The organism is uncultured Phenylobacterium sp., from assembly GCF_902826855.1.
In the GTDB taxonomy this organism is placed as follows: domain Bacteria; phylum Pseudomonadota; class Alphaproteobacteria; order Caulobacterales; family Caulobacteraceae; genus Phenylobacterium.
In genome coordinates this window covers 1-14,881 of record NZ_CADEGK010000048.1, presented here as the reverse complement: position 1 = coordinate 14,881, position 14,881 = coordinate 1, and the positions used below count along the sequence as shown (strand labels likewise).

16 protein-coding genes and 1 tRNA gene are annotated in these 14,881 nt (G+C 68.9%); 5 read left to right on the top strand and 12 right to left on the bottom strand.

All coding sequences use genetic code 11. The features are described 5' to 3' along the window. Both QZV94_RS08940 and QZV94_RS08935 read right to left on the bottom strand, forming a co-directional pair. Positions 1 to 1,129, bottom strand: a 1,129-nt coding sequence (locus QZV94_RS08940; RefSeq protein WP_293677468.1) for a DHA2 family efflux MFS transporter permease subunit, incomplete at its 3' end; no start/stop codon positions are given. A gap of 4 nt (positions 1,130 to 1,133) precedes the next feature. After that, positions 1,134 to 2,234, bottom strand: coding sequence for an HlyD family secretion protein (locus QZV94_RS08935; RefSeq protein ID WP_293677467.1), 1,101 nt, complete (start codon positions 2,232 to 2,234; stop codon positions 1,134 to 1,136). Positions 2,235 to 2,398: 164 nt separating this feature from the next. Here QZV94_RS08935 and QZV94_RS08930 point away from each other — a divergent pair, with 164 nt between their 5' ends. Further along, complete coding sequence (locus QZV94_RS08930) at positions 2,399 to 3,646, top strand: UbiH/UbiF/VisC/COQ6 family ubiquinone biosynthesis hydroxylase (protein WP_293677466.1); 1,248 nt, start codon at positions 2,399 to 2,401, stop codon at positions 3,644 to 3,646. Positions 3,647 to 3,651: 5 nt separating this feature from the next. Here QZV94_RS08930 and QZV94_RS08925 read toward each other — a convergent pair whose 3' ends face one another. From QZV94_RS08925 to QZV94_RS08910, 4 genes are all read right to left on the bottom strand, one after another. Next, complete coding sequence (locus QZV94_RS08925) at positions 3,652 to 3,846, bottom strand: Trm112 family protein (RefSeq protein ID WP_293677465.1); 195 nt, start codon at positions 3,844 to 3,846, stop codon at positions 3,652 to 3,654. A 9-nt stretch (positions 3,847 to 3,855) separates the two neighbouring features. Then, positions 3,856 to 4,512, bottom strand: a complete 657-nt coding sequence (locus QZV94_RS08920) for an LON peptidase substrate-binding domain-containing protein (protein WP_293677464.1) — start codon at positions 4,510 to 4,512, stop codon at positions 3,856 to 3,858. Positions 4,513 to 4,528: 16 nt separating this feature from the next. Then, entirely contained in the window at positions 4,529 to 5,440 is a 912-nt protein-coding gene (locus QZV94_RS08915) for a co-chaperone YbbN (RefSeq protein ID WP_293677463.1), read from the bottom strand. An 88-nt stretch (positions 5,441 to 5,528) separates the two neighbouring features. Next, positions 5,529 to 6,035 (bottom strand): prolyl-tRNA synthetase associated domain-containing protein, encoded by a 507-nt coding sequence (locus tag QZV94_RS08910; protein ID WP_293677479.1) that lies wholly within the window; start codon positions 6,033 to 6,035, stop codon positions 5,529 to 5,531. Positions 6,036 to 6,175: 140 nt separating this feature from the next. Here QZV94_RS08910 and QZV94_RS08905 point away from each other — a divergent pair, with 140 nt between their 5' ends. From QZV94_RS08905 to QZV94_RS08895, 3 genes are all read left to right on the top strand, one after another. Further along, a complete protein-coding gene (locus QZV94_RS08905) occupies positions 6,176 to 6,919 on the top strand; it encodes a PEPxxWA-CTERM sorting domain-containing protein (protein ID WP_293677462.1) in 744 nt (247 codons plus the stop codon). Positions 6,920 to 7,041: 122 nt separating this feature from the next. Beyond that, positions 7,042 to 7,800 (top strand): DUF6065 family protein, encoded by a 759-nt coding sequence (locus QZV94_RS08900; protein WP_293677461.1) that lies wholly within the window; start codon positions 7,042 to 7,044, stop codon positions 7,798 to 7,800. A 106-nt stretch (positions 7,801 to 7,906) separates the two neighbouring features. After that, positions 7,907 to 7,981: transfer RNA gene (locus QZV94_RS08895), tRNA-Gly, on the top strand. Positions 7,982 to 8,153: 172 nt separating this feature from the next. Here QZV94_RS08895 and QZV94_RS08890 read toward each other — a convergent pair. From QZV94_RS08890 to QZV94_RS08870, 5 genes are all read right to left on the bottom strand, one after another. Then, positions 8,154 to 8,561, bottom strand: coding sequence for a helix-turn-helix domain-containing protein (locus tag QZV94_RS08890; protein ID WP_293677460.1), 408 nt, complete (start codon positions 8,559 to 8,561; stop codon positions 8,154 to 8,156). Positions 8,562 to 8,803: 242 nt separating this feature from the next. After that, on the bottom strand, positions 8,804 to 10,255 hold the full coding sequence (locus QZV94_RS08885; RefSeq protein ID WP_293677459.1) for a hypothetical protein: 1,452 nt from the start codon (positions 10,253 to 10,255) through the stop codon (positions 8,804 to 8,806). Between the two features lie 17 nt (positions 10,256 to 10,272). Beyond that, the gene (locus QZV94_RS08880; protein WP_293677458.1) at positions 10,273 to 12,318 is read right to left on the bottom strand and encodes a caspase family protein; all 2,046 of its coding nucleotides are present in this window, start codon (positions 12,316 to 12,318) and stop codon (positions 10,273 to 10,275) included. A 269-nt stretch (positions 12,319 to 12,587) separates the two neighbouring features. Beyond that, the gene (locus QZV94_RS08875; protein ID WP_293677457.1) at positions 12,588 to 13,169 is read right to left on the bottom strand and encodes a hypothetical protein; all 582 of its coding nucleotides are present in this window, start codon (positions 13,167 to 13,169) and stop codon (positions 12,588 to 12,590) included. A gap of 82 nt (positions 13,170 to 13,251) precedes the next feature. Next, the gene (locus QZV94_RS08870) at positions 13,252 to 13,650 is read right to left on the bottom strand and encodes an MAPEG family protein (RefSeq protein ID WP_293677456.1); all 399 of its coding nucleotides are present in this window, start codon (positions 13,648 to 13,650) and stop codon (positions 13,252 to 13,254) included. A 128-nt stretch (positions 13,651 to 13,778) separates the two neighbouring features. Between QZV94_RS08870 and QZV94_RS08865 the strand changes: the two genes are divergently transcribed. Further along, on the top strand, positions 13,779 to 13,985 hold the full coding sequence (locus QZV94_RS08865) for a KTSC domain-containing protein (RefSeq protein WP_293677455.1): 207 nt from the start codon (positions 13,779 to 13,781) through the stop codon (positions 13,983 to 13,985). On the opposite strand, the gene QZV94_RS08860 is transcribed toward QZV94_RS08865, so the two are convergent. Continuing rightward, a partial coding sequence (locus QZV94_RS08860; RefSeq protein ID WP_293677454.1) for an argininosuccinate synthase occupies positions 13,982 to 14,881 on the bottom strand: 900 nt, incomplete at its 5' end. The genes QZV94_RS08865 and QZV94_RS08860 overlap by 4 nt on opposite strands.

Here is a 14,881-nt window from a genome sequence, read left to right as displayed (position 1 = left end):
GCACGCCCAGTTGGATCGCCCAGGCGGCCAGCGAGAAGCCCACGAGCATGACGACCCGCGCGTCGACAACCCGCACGATGCGCCCGACGATGGGTGCGGAAAGGAACATGCTGAGGCCCGAGACAAGCATGGTGGTGCCGACCTCGGCGGAGGAGAAGCCGCGCACCTGGCCCAGGAAGATCGGCATCAGGAAGGTTCCGCCGTACAGGCTGACCCCGGTCACGAAGGTCATGACGATGCCGAGGGTGAAATTGCGGTCGGCGAACGGCTTCAGCGAGACGATCGGCTGCCAGTAGACGAGCTGGCGCCAGATGAAGGCGACGCCGGTCACCACGGCCGTCACGGTGAGCCAGAGGATCACGTCATCCTCGTACCAGCCCTCACGGTTCCCCTCCTCCAGCACGTACTGCATCGAGAGCAGGAACACGGTCATCACGCCCAGGCCCCACCAGTCGATGCCCTTGCCCAACGCGGGGTCGCCCTTGTCGAACCTGGCGTAGGTCCAGACCAGGAAGATCACCAGCATGCCCACCGGGATGTTGATGAAGAACAGCCACCGCCAGTCCAGGGCCTCGGTAATATGCCCGCCCAGCGTCGGGCCGAGGGTCGGCGCCAGGGTCACGATCAGACCCACGACGACGTTTGCGGTGAGGCGCTTGTCGGGCGGGAAGACGGTCATGGCGGTGGCGAAGATCGGCGGGATCATCGCACCGGCGAACACGCCCTGCAGCGCCCGGAATGCGATCATCATCGGCACGCTGGAACTGAGGCCGGTGCCCACCGAAGTCAGCACGAATCCAACGCAGGCGATCACATAGAACGACCGCGTGCCCCACATCTTGGTGAGGTAAGCGGTGAGCGGCATGATCACCACCTCGGCCAGGAGGTAGATGGTCTGCACCCAGGCGATCTCGTCGTTCGTCGCGCCGATGCCGGACTGGATCTGGGTCAGCGAGCTGGCGACAATCTGGATGTCCAGCATGGCCATGAACTGGCCCAGCACCATGCCGCCGAAGCCCAGGAAGACCCGAGTCCAGTTGACGTAGGACCCGTCAGCGCCCAGCACCGTGGAGGCCTGCGCCTGCGGCCGAACCGGGCCGCCATCTGGCTTGATGACCGCGTCGGTCATCGGATCAGCGGGCGACGCCGCGGCGGGCGTACCGGGCCGGAGCTTGGCCCGACTCGGCAAAGCTGGGGCCGGTGTCGCGGGTCACGTCCACTTTCACCTTCAACGACAGGCCGGGGCGCAGGGCCAGCTTCTGGTCGGCGTCGATGGCGATGCGCACCGGCACCCGCTGGGTGATCTTGGTGAAGTTGCCCACGGCGTTCTCCACCGGGATAAGCGCGAACTCCGCGCCCGTCGCCGGGGCGAAACTGTCGATGCGGCCGCGGATCACCTGCTTGCCGTAGGCGTCGGCGTGGATGGCCACCGGCTGGCCGATGCGCAGGCGCGAGACCTGGGTCTCCTTGAAGTTGGCGATCACGTAGGCCTCGGCCAGGGGCACGATCGACATCAGTGCGCCGCCGGGGCGCACGTACTGGCCGACCCGTACGGCTCGCGCGCCCACGACCCCCGCGACAGGGGCGCGGACCTCTGTGCGGGCGAGGTCGATCCGCGTCTGGTCGGCTGCGGCGCGCGCGGCGGCGGCCTGGGCCAGGCTTTGTTCGCGGGCGGAACCCAGGGACTGGGCGGCGCGGCGCTCGGCCTCCAGCATTGCGCGGGCCTCGGCGGCGCCGGCCACGGCCTGGTCCTGGGCGGTCCTGGCCGTCGCGGCCCGCTGCGGCGAGACCCAGCCGGAGTTGGCGAGCGCCCCGTAGCGCTCCATCTCCGAGGCCGCCCAGCGGGCTTGGGCGTCGGCGGCGTCCACTGCGGCCGCCTTCTGGGCGATCATTGCGTGCTCCAGCCTCGCCTTGTCGTCCACGGCGGCGACCGCGGCGTCCAGGGCGCGGGCGTTGGCGTCGGCCTGCGCCAGACGGGTCTTGATGCTGTCGGGCTCGATGCGGACCAGGAGCTGGCCGGGGTGGACGGCCTGGTTGTCGTCCACCAGCACCTCGGCCACCCTGCCGTCCACGAGGGGCGCGATGGTGACCTTGTCGGCGGCCACGAAGGCGTTGTCGGTGGCCTCGAACTTCTGCTTGTCGATCCACCAGAAAGCGCCGCCAGCCACGATGGCCGCCGTCGTCAGCGCGCCGACAGTGATCGGAACGACGCGGCCCTTCAGGAAACTGGCCATCTGGAAGTCCCTCGGTCGAAGGCGGCAGGAAACCTGGACTTTCCGGTCCATCCTACAACCGCAGATAAGCGCTGCGCTGCGGCGCCTTCAAGTGAAAAATGGACGGTCGCGTCCAACTTAGCGACGGCTGGACGCCGATACCGTTTCCATGGCCTATCGCGGCCATGAGCGAAGGCCATGACGTGATCATCGCCGGCGCCGGGATCGCGGGCGCGACGCTGGCGCTGGCCCTGGCGCGGGCCGGGCTCAGGCCCGTGCTGATCGACCCTGTGGTGTTCGACGACCAGGTGGCGCCGACCTTCGATGGCCGGGCCTCGGCCATCGCCTACGCAGCCTACCGGCAATGGCGGGCGCTGGGCCTTGCCGGGGGGCTCGACCCGCACGCTCAGCGGATCGAGCAGATCCTGGTGACCGATGGGCGGACGCCCGGCGCCTCGGCGGGGGGGCCTGGGCCGTTCTTTCTGCGATTCGACTCGGCCGAGATTGCCGACCGCTCGGAGGGCGAGCCGCTGGGCTATCTGCTGGAGAACCGCCACATCCGCGCCGCGCTGGCTGGCGCGGTGAAGGCCGAAGGCATCGAGGTGCTGGCGCCGGCGCGGGTCGCCAAGGCCGCCTTTGCCGGGCGCGCGGCGGAGGTCACCCTGTCCGACGGCCGCGTGCTCACCGCGCCGCTGGCGGTGGGGGCCGAAGGGCGCGGCTCGGTGATCCGCACCGAGGCCGGGATCGGCGCGATCGGCTGGGACTATCCGCAGACCGGCGTGGTGGCGACGGCGCGCATGGAGCGCTGGCACGAAGGCGTGGCGCACGAGTATTTCCTGCCTGGCGGGCCCTTCGCCATCCTGCCGCTGACCGGCAATCGCGCCAGCCTGGTGTGGACCGAGACCACTGCCCGTGGCGCGGCCTTGAAGACCGCACGACCGGAGATTTTCCAGGCCCACCTGGAGCGCCGCTTTGGTGACTTTCTCGGCGGCCTCAGCGTCGAGGGTCCAGTCTTCACCTACCCGCTCAGCCTTCAGCTGGCCGAGCGGCTGGTCGCGCCGCGGGTAGCCCTGCTGGGGGATGCCGCCCACGGCGTCCACCCCATCGCCGGCCAGGGGCTGAACCTGGGCCTGAAGGGCGCGGCTGCGCTGGCTGAGGTGCTGGTCGATGGGTTGCGGCTCGGCGAGGATATCGGCTCGTCGGTGGTGCTGGAGCGCTACGCGGCCTGGCGGCGCTTCGACACCGTCACGCTCTCGGCGGGCATGGATGCGTTCGTCCGTCTGTTCTCCAACGACAATCCGTTGCTGCGCCTGGCCCGCGGCGTCGGCATGGCGGCCGTCAACCGCATCGCTCCGGCGCGCCGGTTCTTCATGCACGAAGCCGGCGGCGCGGTCGGGGACCTGCCCCGGCTCCTCCGGGGAGAGGCGCTCTAGTCCGGCTACTCCCCCTCGGCGAGTTCGCGGGCCTCTTCCGGCAGCATGATCGGCACGCCATCTCGGATGGGATAGGCGAGGCGGGCCTGCTGGCTGACCAGTTCGGCCTTGGCGCGGTCGTAGGTCAGGGGACCGCGGGTCAGCGGGCAAACCAGGACCTCCAGCAGGCGCGGGTCCACTTCGGCGGTCAGGTCGTCCATGTCCCGGCTCTACTGCAGGTTTGGCCGCTCGTCATCCGGATCGGAGGCGTCGATCTCAAGGAGCGTGGTCAGCACCTCGAACCGGCCGGCGAGGTCGGGGGCCTCAAGGAAGGCCTGCTTCTCGGCCGGCTCGAAGGGAAGGCCCATGCAGAGGCTGTTCACCAGGGCCTCGAGCGGCGCGTCGTTGGCGGTCTCCCAATCGATGTCGAGTTCGCGATGATTCAGGTAGCGCTTCAGCGCCTGGGCAAACCGGGCGCGCGCCTTGCCGTCGGCCTGTGCGCGCTCGTCCCGGTCCAGGTCGCCGCCGAAACGATCGTATCGCGCGCGCACCTGGCGGTACGGCAGGCGCAGGTCCAGCTCCTCTCCCGCCTCGAAGCGGCAGATGCCGGTGAGCGTGATCAGGTAGCGGCCATCGGAGGTCTCGTTGTAGCTGGTGATGCGGCCGGCGCAGCCTACGTCGACCAGCCGCGGGTTGGACGGCGATCCGCCGCGGGTCTGGATCATGCCGATGATGCGGTCACCGGCCATGACGTCGTCGACCATGTTCAAGTAGCGGGGCTCGAAGATCTGCAGCGGCAACTCCCCGCCCGGCAGCAGCAGCGCCCCATCCAGCGGGAACACCGGGATCAGCTGCGGTAGATCGGAAGGCTGGCGGTAGGGCGCCATGGCGGGCCCCCTTCTCTTAGCTGAACAGGATAGCGGAGAGCTTGCGGCGGCCCTGCTTGGCGACGTCAGACATGGCCCCGGCCGCCTCGAGCACGGTGAGCAACTGTTTGCGGGCCGCCTCGTCGTTCCAGGCGCGATCGCGTCGGATGCTCTCGATCAGCTGGTCGACCGCCTCGTGCATCTTCCCCCCGGCGGCCAGCGCCTTGGCGAGCTCCAGGCGGGCCTCGTGGTCGTCGGGGTCCGCCGCGACGCGGGCCTCGAACTCCGCCGTCTCGGACGGGGCTTCGGCGGCAAGGGCCAGGGCCGCGCGCACCGCGTCGATGTCGGGGTCCTTCGCCTCCGGGCCTGCCATTTCGAGCACTTCGGCGGCGCGTTCCAGATCGCCGGCCTGCTGGTAGAGCCGAGCCATGCCGCCGATCGCCTTGGCGTTGGCCGGGTCCATCTGCAGCGCCTGGGCGTAGGCCTGCGCCGCCCCGCCCGCGTCGCCGAGTTCCAGCGACTCCTTCGCCATCGCCAGCAGCTCATCCACCGGCGAGGCGCCGCCCCCCCCTTGCTTGGCGATGCGATCGATGAACGCCTTCACCTGGCTGTCGGGCAGCGCGCCCATGAAGCCGTCCACCGGGCGGCCATCGACGAAGGCGAACACGGCCGGGATCGACTGCACGCGCAGCTGGCCGGCGTAGGCCGGGTTCTTGTCGATATCGACCTTCACCAGCTTCACCGCGCCCTTGGCGGCCAAGACCGCCTTTTCCAGCGCCGGCCCGAGCTGGCGGCAAGGGCCGCACCAGGTGGCCCAGAAGTCCACGATGACGGGGACGTCCTTCGACGCCTCGACCACGTCGGCCATGAAGCTCTGGTCGGTGGCGTCCTTGATGAGGTCGGCGGCGGATGCGGCCGGCTGGCCTTGGGTTTCCCCGATCAGGGTCATGGGCCGATGGTTCCTTGTCGCGCGTGATGCTCAAATGCGTCGCGCTGCAAGATGGTCCCAACCGGTCCCGGCTTCAACGCGTCGTCGCTCATTCCAACAGCGCCATGGCGACAAAATCGACCACGAGGGGCGTCACCGCCAACGCGGCCAGGAAGCGGCGGAAGCCCGCGCCGCTGACGGTCGTGGTTGCGGTGTTGGTCAGGGGATGGAAGTTCAGGAGGTCGGCCTCGGCCAGCGTCCGGTCCAGCACGAACCTCACGTTGCGGTTGCGATCGTTGACCAGGGCGAAGGCGGTGACCGAGCCGGGCGTGACGCCCAGCGCCTCCTCCATCAGCTCAGCCTTGCCGAACGACAGGCGGCCCGAGCCGATCACCGTGTGCAGCCGTTTCAGGTCAATCGCCGCATGACCTTCGGCCGAGACAAGCCACAGCTGGTCCCTGGAATCCTTGAGGAACAGGTTCTTCGTGTGGGCGCCGGGGATCGCCTGCTTGATCGCCTCGCTTTCGCCGACGGTGAACACGGCGGGATGGTCGCAGGTGGTCTGGTCGATGCCGTGGGCGGCCAGGAAGGCCAGGAGGTCGTCGCGGGTTCGCATCATGCCCCTGGCACATAGCGGCGCCGCACTCGCGAGGCGAGGTCGCTCGCGAGGGGATTCGATTCGTCGGCCTGCACACCGAGAACTACGGTCAAGATTAGGCGCCCACCTGCAGAAGCACGGGCGCAAGGGGGAATGTCATGCAACGTGGTCTGGTCGCGGCGACGGCTGCAGTCCTGGGGGCCTTGGCCCTGTCGAGCGCCGCCAGTGCGGCGGTGACGGTAGCCAACCGCGAGGCCGGCAATCTCAGCGGCGCGCTGCTCTACGGGCAGACCTACATCTACGACTGGGACAGCATTGCGAACTCGAACTTCTCGTTCTCGGCCGATACGGCGACGAACTACGAGAGCCCGGCGGTCCTGGACGGGAACGGCTACGGCACTTTGATCCCAGGGATCAGCGCCCCGCCGCCGATCCCGTACGCCCCAAGCGGGGACTATCACTACGAGAACACCGACTACTACACGATCACCAGCGGTGGGAGTGCGACGCTTTCGGCGTTGGGCGGCGCGTACCTGACGTCCTTCAGCCTCTACATGGGATCGCCCGACCTCTACAATCACGTTACCTTCACGTTCACCGGGATGAACGGCGCGCAAACGCTCTCGGGCCCGGGCATCTATACGCCGCCGAGCGGGCCGGCGGCCGATGGCGACCAGAGTGTCGGCTTCCGTGTCTACTACGACTTCGCTGGACAGAACGTGAAGTCCGTCACCTTCAGCTCTACGCCGCTGTCGCCCGGCCACGTAGCCAACTCCTTCGAGTTCGACGGCCTAGCCGCCACCTTCGCGGTCGTTCCGGAACCGGCCACCTGGGCGATGATGATCGGCGGCTTCGGGATGGCAGGCGCCATGCTCCGCCGCCGGCGCACTGCGATCGCCTGATCCCTCCGCACGCTGGGGGACCCGAGCCCCGGCCATTCGCGGTCGGTGTTTTTCGCTGTGGTTGCTGGACGAGACCGCGACAGGGGCCGTAGAGGTCCGGGTCAAGCCGCCCTGGAGGTCCCGTGAGCCAGCCGCGCTTCGAACTGGAATGCTTCCCCACGACCGAGCGGCCGCCGGAGATCGTGCCCGGCCGGCCGCAACGCGCCTGGATGGACAACTTCACCGCGCGTCATCCCTATCGCTGCCTGCCGCTCAGCATGGCCAATTCCTCGGGCTGGGAGATCCTGTGCCCGGTCGCGTTCACGGCTGAGTGGAGCGGCGGGCTGATGCAGGCGGACATCACCCTGCGGCCTGACTACCCCAACCCGGACTTCCACCGGCTGGCCACCAGCCACTTCAGCCACGGCGTGCTGACCCTGCACCCCGGGTACCTGTTCCGCACCCCGCCCGGCTGGTCGATGCTGGCCCAGGGGCCGCCCAACCACATCAAGGACGGGATCCAGCCGCTGGCCGGGGTGGTGGAGACCGACTGGCTGCCGTTTCCCTTCACCATGAACTGGATGTTCACCCGGCCGGGCCGCGTGCGCTTCGAGAAGGGCGAGCCCTTCTGTTTCATCACCCTGATCCAGGACAAGGCCCTGCACGAGATCCAGCCGGTGATCCGGCGGATGGATTCCGACCCGGAGCTGCGCCACCAGTACGACGTCTGGGAGAAGCATCGCAGCGAGTTCAACCAGCGCATCTTCCGCGGCGACCCGGAGGCCACCAAGGAGGCCTGGCAGCGCTACTACTTCAAGGGCGAATACCCCGAGGAAGTGACGGCTCCCGCGCCGGAGGGCCACGTCAACAAGCGTCGCCTGAAGACCCCGAAATTCGGCTGAAACGGGCGACGCATTTCGCCACGCCCTGGGCCGCTTGCAATGCGCTGGGGCGTCTGCCATAAGGCCGCCTCTCGCATTTGGGGGCTCTTTCGAACCCCTACGGAGCGCGGGCGTAGCTCAGTGGTAGAGCACAACCTTGCCAAGGTTGGGGTCGAGAGTTCGAATCTCTTCGCCCGCTCCAATTTCTTCTAGCAATTCAGCGAACACGTCGGCCCAGCGAGGCCCCGCGTACTGGTGGCGTCGCGCCGCGTCTGGCCGGCTGGTCCCAGCACGATCGCACGGTCCGCGGAACGGGGCGGTCAGGCGGGCGCGTCACGGCCCGACGGGCGCGACGACGTGGCCCGGACGAAGCGTCAGGCAGCTTCTGTCGGAAGGGCCTCAAAGAAGCGTTGGCTGAGCCGAAATCCCACGCCGCGCTCGGTAACGATCGCGTCCGCGCCAAGCTTTCTGCGAACCTTGCACACGACGATGCTCACCAGATGGACTTGCCGTTCGCGAGCATGGTCGCGGCCGGGCAGACCTTCCAGAATATCGTAGGTCGACAACGCCCTCGGGTAGCAGGCGTAGAGCAGGCCGACCAAGGCGCGTTCCTGCGCGGTGAGACCGCTCATCCACCCTGCCGGGGCGGGAATGCCAACACCGCCTGCAGCGAAGAGCGCGCCCTTAAGGACGTCGATCAGCTCTCCTTGCTGACGGATGATGTTGCTCTGAGACTGGATTATCTCCGATGGGCGCAATGCCCTCATGCTGATTGTCATCATGCGTCCCCGTCACCGACTAGGTCCGTTTCCTAGGCAATTCAGGCGCCGATGCGGCTGCACCGTGGCCACAATACGAAGTTCGCGAGTGGACGGCAGGTTTTCCCGTGATCACGGCGCGCAGGTGCTCACCGGAGCTCCGATCCTGCGCAGCTAACATCCTGCAGCCGAGGCTCTAGCCTGACTTCGCCCCGCCGAACATAGCGACGTGTCCGACCGCCATCGCGGCAGTCGGCTCAGCGCGGCTAGCCGAGCCCGAAGCGCGACAGCATTGCCCACAGCACCGACTCGCGGCGCTCGCTGGTCTGGATGTCGGTCATCAGGCTGGAGAGCCGGCCCTTGCCCTGGTCGCGGGCGGCGATGACCGTCTGGTTGTAGGCCCGGATGTTGGTCGGACCTTGCACCGCCGGCGGGGCCGGAGGCGGCGGCGCGGCCTTGGAGGCGCCGGCGCGGCCGCCAGCGCGGCCCTTGGCGGGCGACGCGGCGGCGGTCTGGATGGCGGACCCGGGCGGACCGAGGTCGGCGGCGCGGACGTAGCCGGGCGAGCCGGCCACATCGATCTCCCACCAGCCGCCGTCGGCCTGCGCGGCCTTCGGCTTCACCTCGCGCCCGGCGGGGAAGTTCATCAGCACGCCTGCGGAGGCGACCGGCGCCGAGCGCACCACGGTGGCGCGGATCGCGATCAGCGCAGGGGCAGGCGCCGGCGCGGCGGCGGGCGCCTGGCCGCCCTGAGCCGGGGCCGCGCCCTTGGCGGGCATCGAGAGCTTGGTGGTATTGGCTGCGGTGGCGTAGGCCGGCGTCTGGCCACCCAGAACCTCAGCCTCTGAGACGCCGTCGGTCATGGCCCGCCCCTGGGTGAAAGTCTTGGCCATGCCCGCGTGCTGCTCGACCACGCCGCCGGTGAGGTCGATGTCCTTCTTGAGCGCGTTGGTCAGGTCCGTGCGCTCCCTCCGGATCGCCTTGCGGTCCTTGTCGTTGGAGGCGCTGGCGAGGCGGGTGTTGATGTCGTTCAGCTGCTGGGCGCGGCATTCGACCAGCGCGCCGCCGCTGTCGGCGATCTCGCGGCTGACGGTGAGCTGGCGCGCGGCGTCCTGGTCGATGTTGTAGGAGGCCTTGCGCAGGTCGCCGCCGGCCTCCTGTTCCTTCAGCTGCGCATAGGCCTCGGCGGTCGCCACGATGGCCACGAGGACCGCCAGCGCGGCATAGGCCTTCATGCTGTCTCCGCCCGAGAAGTTGGCGCCACCCAGTCCGGGCACGTACAGGCCCGAGGCGCCGGTCAGCAGGTCCTGGCCGAACAGCATCGTCGCGCCGGTCGCAGGGGCCGCGGCGGGCGCCCGCGATTGGCTCATGCTGGCCGCCGCGCCCATCAGGCCGCCAACGCCGCCCAGGGCCCCGCCGAAGCCACCGCCGCCAAAGCCGCCGCCGCGGCCGCCGGGCAGCGAGATACCGCCGCTCATGACGCCCTTGGCCAGCACGGTCGCGCCCTGCTTCAGGCCCTCGCCGATGGCCGCGCCCATCTTGGAGCGTTTCAGCTCCTTGTAGTCCGTCTCCAGCTTGACCAGCGGCGCCCGTTCGGTGGCGCAAACGTTCAGCGCGTCCTTGCCTTTCTGGGCCATGGCCGGCTGGACGTTCATGCTCATGAGCGCGATGGCGCTGACCGCCAGTCGCAAACGGCGTGACGCAAAGACGTGGTTCATGCTCGCATACCCCTTGTTCAGCGCGCGCCCAGCCGCTCCAGGTCGGCGCGCGCGGCGTCGTCCCCGGCGGCCGCTGCGCGGCGGTAGTGGTCGATGGCCTTGGCGCGGCTAGGGGCCACGCCCTGGCCGGCCTCGTACATGATGCCCAGGTTGCGCATGGCCGCGGCGCTGCCCTTGTCGGCGGCCAGCTGGAACAGCCGCACGGCTTCAGTGGGATCGGCCCGCACCCCGGCGCCGCGCGCCGTCAGGCTGCCCAGCCCGAGATAGCCGCGAGCGTCCCCGGCGGCGGCGGCGCGGCGGTAGTAGTCGGCCGCCTGGCCGTAGTCCTGCGGCAGGCCCGCGCCGTTCTCCAGCATCACCGCCAGGCTGGACATGCCCTCGGTGTTCCCGAGCTCGGCCGCGCGCTCGTACCAGGTGGCAGCCTGCACATCGTCGCGGCGGACGGCGGTCCCGTCCTCATAGGCGTAGCCGAGTCGCACCATTGCTTCCGCGTCGCCCGCGAGCGCGGCGCGCTCGTAGAGGTTGAAGGCGCGGCGTTGGTCGGCGGTGACCCCGTCGCCACGCTCATAGGCGTCGGCCAGTTGGGCGATGGAGGGTCCGTCGCCGGCGTCCACAGCCTTCTGCAGGTAGGCGGCGCCCTGCCGAGGATCGGCAGGCACGCCGCGACCGCGGTAGTAGGCCTCCGCCAGCATGCCCATGGCGCCGGGCGAGCCCTTGTCAGCGGCCTTGCGGATCCACTGGACGCCGGCGGGTTCGTTCCTGGGCGTGCCGAAACCGTTCAGCTGGCAGAGCGCCCAGTTGACCATGCCGCCGGAGTGCCCGGCCTCGGCCGAAGCCTTGAACCAGCGAGCGGCGGCGGCGATGTCCTTGGGGGCGCCGCGACCAGTCAGCGACATGACGCCGAGGTTGTACATCGCAGCGCCGTTGCCCTGGCCGGCGGCGGCCGTCCAGTCGCGGTTCGCGGCGCGGTAGTCGCCGCGGGAGAAGGCTTCGCGCGCAGCGATCACCAGCTCCTGGCCCGGCGTCGCCGAGCGGGTCGCCACCTGGAACGAGCCCGGCGGCAGCCGCTCGATGGCGCGGATGCGGTTCTGGGCCAGCTTGCGGAACGAGCCGGTGATCTCGCCGCGGTCCTGGGCGTCCATGTAGGCCTTGAAGTCGGCCGGATCGTCGGAGTCCTTCACCGTCTGCCAGAAGACCTGATCCCGCTCCCACTTGATCTTGGTGAGGTCGGCGGTTCCGCCGGCGGCGGCCACCACCTGCTTCGGCGGCCCGGCCGGGTCCCAGGTCCAATGCACATTGGGCCAGATGCCCTGCAGATCGGGGGTCTGCTCGTTCTCGGTCAACCGGGCGACCTCGGCCTGCACGTAGCTCGGCAGCTCGCCCACCGTCATCCCCGGCCGGCTCAGGCCCTGGGTGAGGGCGGTGGCGAAGGGGCTGTTGCCGCCAGTCCCATCCTGGGCGACCTCGCCGGGGCCGGCGGCCATCAGGGTGACCACCTGCACCGAGGCCGAGCTGGTCTCTCGGACCAGCCCACGGGTGTTGCCGCCGATGCTTCGCGAGGCGGTCGGATTGTTGCGGCACGCGTCGAGGATCACCAGCCGCACCGCCTTGGCGCCGGTGAGTGACTGGCCAAGCTTTGCCGATTCCACCGCCGTGCCCGTGAGCGCCACCTTGGAGGAGGTGACCGCGTCCTTGGGCAGGAGGTAGTTCACCCCGTCGATCATCGCCCCGTGACCGGCGAAATAGACCACTGCCGCCTCGGAGCCCTTCGCCGCTTCCTCGAAGGCGCCCAGGCTTTCCAGCAACTGGATGCGGGTGGGGTTGTTCAGCATCGTGACCTGGAAGCCGAGCTTCTGCAGGGTCGTCTGCACCAGCTTGGCGTCCTTGGCGGGATTGGCCAGCGGAGTGACCTTCTCGTACGCAGAGACGCCGATGATCAGCGCGACGCGCGAGGCGGCCGCCGCGGCCTGGACCCAGCCCAGGCTCAATACGATGGCGAGGGCGACCACCGCCCAGCCGCCAAGCGATCCATGCTTCCCGGGCGACGCACGCCACCTAGGCATCAGGCCAACCTCCAACCCTACGCGCACATCATACGCCGAAACCGCCGTATGCCAGCCCGGCGCGCGATCAAAGCTTCGCGCTCGTCGCCGCGCAAGCGTCGGCCCGTCGCACAGCGGCTCTAAAGCTATTCGTGGCGCAGCGTCAGTCGGACGCGGGCGCGCGGCCCTTTCGGGCCCCGTTCGGAGCACTGATAGGGTTTTCGCCGCCTGAGTTTGGACGGGGCGGGACGAGCCGGGACGAGCGCGAACGCCAGTCCCGGCCTGAGCCGCTACTTGGGTTCCGGGTAGCGGATCCGCGACTTCAGGTTGTCGATCACCGCGCGGGCGTCGAAGGCCCGAACGTCCCCCTGCGGCTTGGCGCCCTTTTCCATCACGATCTCGGCCGAGGCCTCGAACTTCTCGACGGTGCGCACATCGACGCGATCGGCCCAGAAGGGGTCGCCCCAGAACGGGTCCCAGCCGCGCCAGCCGTAGCCGCGGCCGTAATAGCGCCAGGACGGGCGCCAGAAGCCGTATGACCCGTACCATGGGCGGTAGAAGGGATCCGGCTCGACGTAGGTGCGGACCTGCTTGTCGGTGTCGCGCTCGGCGATGGCGAACCAGTCATAGCCGTTCTGAACCGTCAGTTCGGCGGCGCGGAACAGCAGATAGGCCTCGACGGTCTCGCGGCTGGTCAACGAATTGCCGTTGAACGTCACCCGGTACCGGTTTGGCTCCAGCCGCAGCTCGGAGAAGCCGCCGGCCGTGGATTGTCCCCGGATGTTCGGCTGATAGGGGGTCGGCGTCGCGCAGGCCGCCAGTCCGGCCGCGAGGACCAGGCTTGCGAACAAAGCGGCTGATTTTCTTGGCATTTGCTCAGTCTCGAACTCTGGCGTCCCGCAAGAGGGATGTAGGGACCGGAACACTCGGGCGCAATTGTGGTTGCCGTCAGCGTCAGGTGATGAGGGCGACATAGACGATACGACCCAGGGAGCCGAACAGAAGCACCGCCACCGCCAGCGCCTGGGTGAGGAAGCCCAGCTCGCGTTTCTTGGGGTCTGCCACGTAGCCCAGCTGATAGAGAATACGGCCGATAATCCAGATCACGCCGAGGCCGGCGGCGACCAGGTCGCTCCAGTAGATGGCGAACAGCCACAGCGGGACCAGGAACAGAGGCAGCCACTCAAGCGTGTTATAGTGGGCGCGGATGGTGCGCTCGAGCACCGGGTCGCCGGTCATCGCCGGAGCGGCGATGCCGCACTTGGCCCGGGCCCGGCCGACCTGCAGCCCCATCCAGAAATAGACCAGCAGCGCCAGCAAGGTGACGATCGCGACATAGGTGTGTGGTTGCATGCGGTGCTCCCCGGCTCTTCGGCGGACAAGCGCCGCCGTTGGCGGGGACCTTGGCGCCTTCCGGCCGCAAGTGGAACCGCCTGCCGGGGCGAGGGCTTTCCCATGCGCCACGGCGACGGAGAGCGCCCATGGGAGTCGACTCCACAGCGATCCGCGACATCGACTACGACGCCAAGCGCGAGAAGCTGTTCGTACGCTTCGCTTCAGGCGAGCGGTACATCTACGTCGGCGTGCCTGGCGAGGTCTGCCGCTCCTTCGAGGAAGCCGCCTCCAAAGGGCGCTTCTTCCAGGCCGAGATCCGCGACCGCTACCCGTTCAACCGCCTGGGGGATTAGCCCCGCATGCGCTTGTCGCGTTTGGCGGCCACCCGCAGGCGGAGTGCATTGAGCTTGATAAAGCCGCCGGCGTCGCGCTGGTCGTAGGCGACCTTGCCCTCCTCGAAGGTGACCAGCTCCTGGTCGTAAAGCGAGTAGGGGCTGTTCCGGCCGATGACGGTGACGTTGCCCTTGTAGAGCTTCACCCGCACCTGGCCGGCGACCATGGCCTGGCTGTGGTCGATCGCGGCCTGCAGCATCTCCCGCTCCGGGGAGAACCAGAAGCCGTTGTAGATGAGCTCCGCGTAGCGCGGCATCAGCTCGTCCTTCAGGTGCATGGAGCCTCTGTCCAGGGTGATGGACTCAATCCCCCGGTGCGCGGCCAGCAGGATCGTGCCGCCCGGGGTCTCGTAGACACCGCGCGACTTCATCCCGACGTAGCGGTTCTCCACCAGATCGAGGCGGCCCACTCCGTTGTCGTGTCCGAGCTGGTTGAGCTTGGTGAGCAGGGTGGCGGGGGACATCCGCACTCCGTCGACGGCGACCGGGTCGCCCTTCTCGAAGTCGATGGTGAAGACCGTCGCCTTGTCCGGCGCGTCCTCCGGCGAGATCGTGCGCATGTGCACGAACTCCGGCGCCTCGACGTCGGGGTCCTCCAGCACCTTCCCCTCGGACGAGGAGTGCAGGAGGTTCGCGTCGACGCTGAACGGCGCCTCGCCGCGCTTGTCCTTGGTGATCTGGATCTGGTGCTTCTCGGCGAAGTCCAGCAACGCCTCGCGGCTCTTGAAGTCCCACTCCCGCCAGGGGGCGATCACGTGGATGTCCGGCTCCAGCGCGTAGTAGGCCACCTCGTAGCGGACCTGGTCGTTGCCCTTGCCGGTGGACCCATGGCTGACCGCGTCGGCGCCCAGCATCCG

What these genes read in the sequence shown, in the direction of transcription:
- QZV94_RS08935 (WP_293677467.1), bottom strand. Translation starts at nt 2,234, where the DNA reads ATGGCCAGTTTCCTGAAGGGCCGCGTCGTTCCGATCACTGTCGGCGCG.
- QZV94_RS08930 (WP_293677466.1), top strand. Translation starts at nt 2,399, where the DNA reads ATGAGCGAAGGCCATGACGTGATCATCGCCGGCGCCGGGATCGCGGGC.
- QZV94_RS08925 (WP_293677465.1), bottom strand. Translation starts at nt 3,846, where the DNA reads ATGGACGACCTGACCGCCGAAGTGGACCCGCGCCTGCTGGAGGTCCTG.
- QZV94_RS08920 (WP_293677464.1), bottom strand. Translation starts at nt 4,512, where the DNA reads ATGGCGCCCTACCGCCAGCCTTCCGATCTACCGCAGCTGATCCCGGTG.
- QZV94_RS08915 (WP_293677463.1), bottom strand. Translation starts at nt 5,440, where the DNA reads ATGACCCTGATCGGGGAAACCCAAGGCCAGCCGGCCGCATCCGCCGCC.
- QZV94_RS08910 (WP_293677479.1), bottom strand. Translation starts at nt 6,035, where the DNA reads ATGCGAACCCGCGACGACCTCCTGGCCTTCCTGGCCGCCCACGGCATC.
- QZV94_RS08905 (WP_293677462.1), top strand. Translation starts at nt 6,176, where the DNA reads ATGCAACGTGGTCTGGTCGCGGCGACGGCTGCAGTCCTGGGGGCCTTG.
- QZV94_RS08890 (WP_293677460.1), bottom strand. Translation starts at nt 8,561, where the DNA reads ATGATGACAATCAGCATGAGGGCATTGCGCCCATCGGAGATAATCCAG.
- QZV94_RS08885 (WP_293677459.1), bottom strand. Translation starts at nt 10,255, where the DNA reads ATGAACCACGTCTTTGCGTCACGCCGTTTGCGACTGGCGGTCAGCGCC.
- QZV94_RS08880 (WP_293677458.1), bottom strand. Translation starts at nt 12,318, where the DNA reads ATGCCTAGGTGGCGTGCGTCGCCCGGGAAGCATGGATCGCTTGGCGGC.
- QZV94_RS08875 (WP_293677457.1), bottom strand. Translation starts at nt 13,169, where the DNA reads ATGCCAAGAAAATCAGCCGCTTTGTTCGCAAGCCTGGTCCTCGCGGCC.
- QZV94_RS08870 (WP_293677456.1), bottom strand. Translation starts at nt 13,650, where the DNA reads ATGCAACCACACACCTATGTCGCGATCGTCACCTTGCTGGCGCTGCTG.
- QZV94_RS08865 (WP_293677455.1), top strand. Translation starts at nt 13,779, where the DNA reads ATGGGAGTCGACTCCACAGCGATCCGCGACATCGACTACGACGCCAAG.